The organism is Bradyrhizobium sp. P2_E8 (assembly GCF_056403875.1).
This window is the reverse complement of sequence record NZ_JBFUES010000834.1, coordinates 1-3,358: the sequence shown is the minus strand read 5'-3', so window position 1 is coordinate 3,358 and position 3,358 is coordinate 1. Positions and strand designations below refer to the sequence as shown.

The following is a 3,358-nucleotide window of genomic DNA, read 5'->3' as shown; positions in this document are numbered from 1 at the left end:
ACATAAGTCTGGTCGGGCCTGGCCTAGACCGTCGCCATGAGCAAAGAGACCCGAACCTCATTCGACGTGCAGGACGACCTCCGCACCGATTACGCCCTGATCGCTACCGGCGTCGGGGCGGCCCTGGTTGCGCTGGTCTACCTCCTGCTGGTCTGAGCCCGAGCCGAAAGCGCCCAGCGTGCGGCATTTCGCGCGCTCTTCATACGTCTGCACGCCAATCCAATAGGTTCACGGTTTCAGGATATTTCCATGGCACGGTCGCGGCCGCTTCCGGGCCGGGACGAGTTCCGGAAAAGTCCGTCAAGCGCGGTGCATGCTGCGGCTGCTAATCATCCACCATTTTAACTGAGCGGTTGATAGCGGTCAGCTTTTGCTTCCGCTTTGGGCGCAGGCGGCGCTTTATCCCGGCCCCGCATCCGCCCAAGAAAATTGCTAAGCACGTCCGACCATGGCCCTGACTGATTCGAACGTTCTCAAACTCGCGCCTGACGCAGGAACTCCGACCTATCGGAGCGCGCCGCATAATATCGAGGCGGAACAGAGCCTTCTGGGCGCAATCCTGGTCAACAACGATGCCTTCTACCGCGTCTCCGACTTCCTGGAGGCGAAGCATTTCTTCGAGCCGCTGCACCAGACCATCTTCGACACCGCCGGCAGCCTGATCCGGATGGGCAAGATCGCCACGCCCGTCACGCTGAAAACGTTCCTGCCCGCCGATACCGATGTCGGCGGCATGACCATCGGGCAATATCTGGCGCGCCTCGCTGCCGAAGCGACCACCATCATCAACGCCCAGGATTACGGCCGCACCGTCTACGACCTGTCGCTGCGGCGCGACCTGATCGGCATCGGCGAGGACATGGTCAACGTCGCCTACGACGCCCCGGTCGATTTCCAGCCGCGCGCGCAGATCGAGGACGCCGAGCGGAAGCTGTACGAACTCGCCGAGTCCGGCCGCTATGACGGCGGCTTCCAGAAATTCTCGCAGGCGCTGACGGTTGCCGTCGATCTTGCCGCGAAGGCGTTTCAGCGCGATGGAAAGCTGTCGGGCATCTCGACCGGTATGCGGGACCTCGACACCAAGATGGGCGGCCTGCAGCACTCCGACCTCATCATCGTCGCGGGACGCCCCGGCATGGGCAAGACGTCGCTCGCCACCAACATCGCCTACAACGTCGCGCAGGCCTATGTCGCCGAGATCCAGGCCGACGGCACCACGAAGGCCGCCAATGGCGGCGTGATCGGCTTCTTCTCGTGCGAAATGTCGGCCGACCAGCTCGCCACCCGTATCGTGGCCGAGCGCACCGGCATCCCCTCCTCCCACATCCGCCGCGGCGGCATCACGGAAGCCGATTTCGAGAAGATCCGGCAGGTCTCGATCGAGCTGCAGTCGCTGCCGTTCTATGTCGACGCGACCGGCGGCCTGTCGATCGCTCAGTTGATGGCGCGCGCGCGCCGCCTGAAGCGTCAGAAGGGCCTCGATCTCCTCGTGATCGACTACATCCAGCTACTGTCGGGCTCGGGCAAGCGCGCCAGCGACAGCCGCGTGCAGGAAATCACGGAGATCACGACCAGCCTGAAGGCGCTCGCCAAGGAGCTCAACGTTCCCGTGATCGCGCTGTCGCAGCTCTCGCGCCAGGTGGAATCGCGCGACGACAAACGGCCGCAGCTCTCCGACTTGCGTGAATCCGGATCGATCGAGCAGGACGCCGACGTCGTCCTGTTCGTTTATCGCGAGGAATATTACCTCGCGATGAAGGAGCCCCGCCCGGGCACGCCCGAGCACGAGAAGTGGCAGCWTGACATGAGTCTTGCGCACGGAAAAGCCGAGGTCATCATCGGCAAGCAGCGCCACGGCCCGACAGGCACCGTTGACTTGGCCTTCGAAGCCTCGGTCACGCGGTTCGGTGACCTCGCGCCTGACAGTCAGCTGCCAGCTCGCAGCGGCAACGACTACTGAGTTCCTTGAACCAGACCGGCCTCTTGCGTAAAACGGCGCCATGACAATTGCGTCCGACCCGAAAATGATCCCGCAATCCGGCCTTCTCTCTGCGGAGGCCAACGAGGCCGCCGCGCTCGCAGCCTTCGGCGGCGTGCTCACCGTCGACCTCGACGCGATCATCGCCAACTGGCGCAAGCTCGAGAAGACGGCGGTGCCGGCCGAATGCTCGGCCGTGATCAAGGCCGATGCCTATGGCTGCGGCGCCGCGCAGGTCGCGCGTGCCCTCCACAAGGCCGGCTGCAAGACCTTCTTCGTCGCCACCATCGGGGAGGCGCGCAAGGTGCGCGCCGCCGTACCGGWGCCGACCATCTACGTGCTCGGCGGCTATTTCCAGAACACCGGCGAGCACTACGCCCAGATCAATTGCCGTCCGGTGATCGGCGATCTCAACGAGCTCGCCGAATGGGACGTGTTCTGCCGCCGCACCGGCTGGAACGGAGGCGCCGCTATTCATATTGACACCGGCATGAACCGGCTCGGGCTGACGCTTGCGGAAGCGCAGGCCATCATTCCCCGCATCAATGCCGGCGATCACGGCATCACGCTGGTGATGAGCCATCTGGTCTCGGCCGAGCAGCTCAACAGCCCGGTCAATGCAAAACAGCTCGCCTCCTTCCGCGGCATCGCCAGCGAATTCTCCGGCGTACCGGCGGCGCTCGCCAATTCGTCCGGAATCTTCCTCGGCGCCCCCTTCCAGTTCGACCTGGTGCGGCCGGGCGCCGCGCTCTACGGCGTCAACCCGACGCCGGAGGCCGACAGTCCGATGCAGCCGGTGGTCGACCTCAAGGCGCGCATCGTGCAGATCCGCAATATCGAGCGCGGCGAGAGCGTCGGCTATGGCGGCACCTGGACCGCGCGCCGGCCGACCAAGCTTGCGATCATCGCGGTCGGCTATGCCGACGGCTATTTCCGCGCCGCCAGTTCAAACGACGGCACGCGCGGCGCAGAGGTGATCGTTGCCGGCAAGCGCTGCCCGGTCGCAGGCCGCGTCTCCATGGACCTGATCGCGATCGACATCACCGATCTGCCGCCGAACGCGGCACGGCGCGGCCACATGGTGACGCTGATCGGCGAAGGCATCACCGTCGACGAGCTCGCGCATCATTTCGGCACGATCGGCTATGAGGTGCTGACCAGCCTTGGCCACCGCTATGCCCGCGTCTACAAGGGCGGCAACGTGGAGGAGCCGCTGACACTGCCGTCCTCCGCACAGGCGGCCGAGCAACCGCCCTCGCCGCCGCCGGTCGAGCAGCCGGCGAGCCCGCCGCCGCTGCCGAGCTGAGCGACAACCCTCGTGTGCCCCGGACGCAGCGCAGCGCTCCTTCAGCKGTGCGCTGCAGAGCCGGGGCCCATCTC

General features: G+C 65.4%; 2 protein-coding genes. Both read left to right on the top strand.

The annotated features are described in order from the left end of the window. Nucleotides 1–448 precede the first annotated feature (448 nt). Complete coding sequence (locus AC1D00_RS32700; RefSeq protein WP_477013510.1) at nucleotides 449–1,960, top strand: replicative DNA helicase; 1,512 nt, start codon at nucleotides 449–451, stop codon at nucleotides 1,958–1,960. 40 nt (nucleotides 1,961–2,000) lie between these two features. After that, nucleotides 2,001–3,284 carry an alanine racemase gene (alr, locus tag AC1D00_RS32695; protein WP_477013509.1) on the top strand — a complete coding sequence of 428 codons (1,284 nt, stop codon included), beginning with the start codon at nucleotides 2,001–2,003 and terminating at the stop codon, nucleotides 3,282–3,284. The last annotated feature ends 74 nt before the right edge of the window (nucleotides 3,285–3,358 follow it).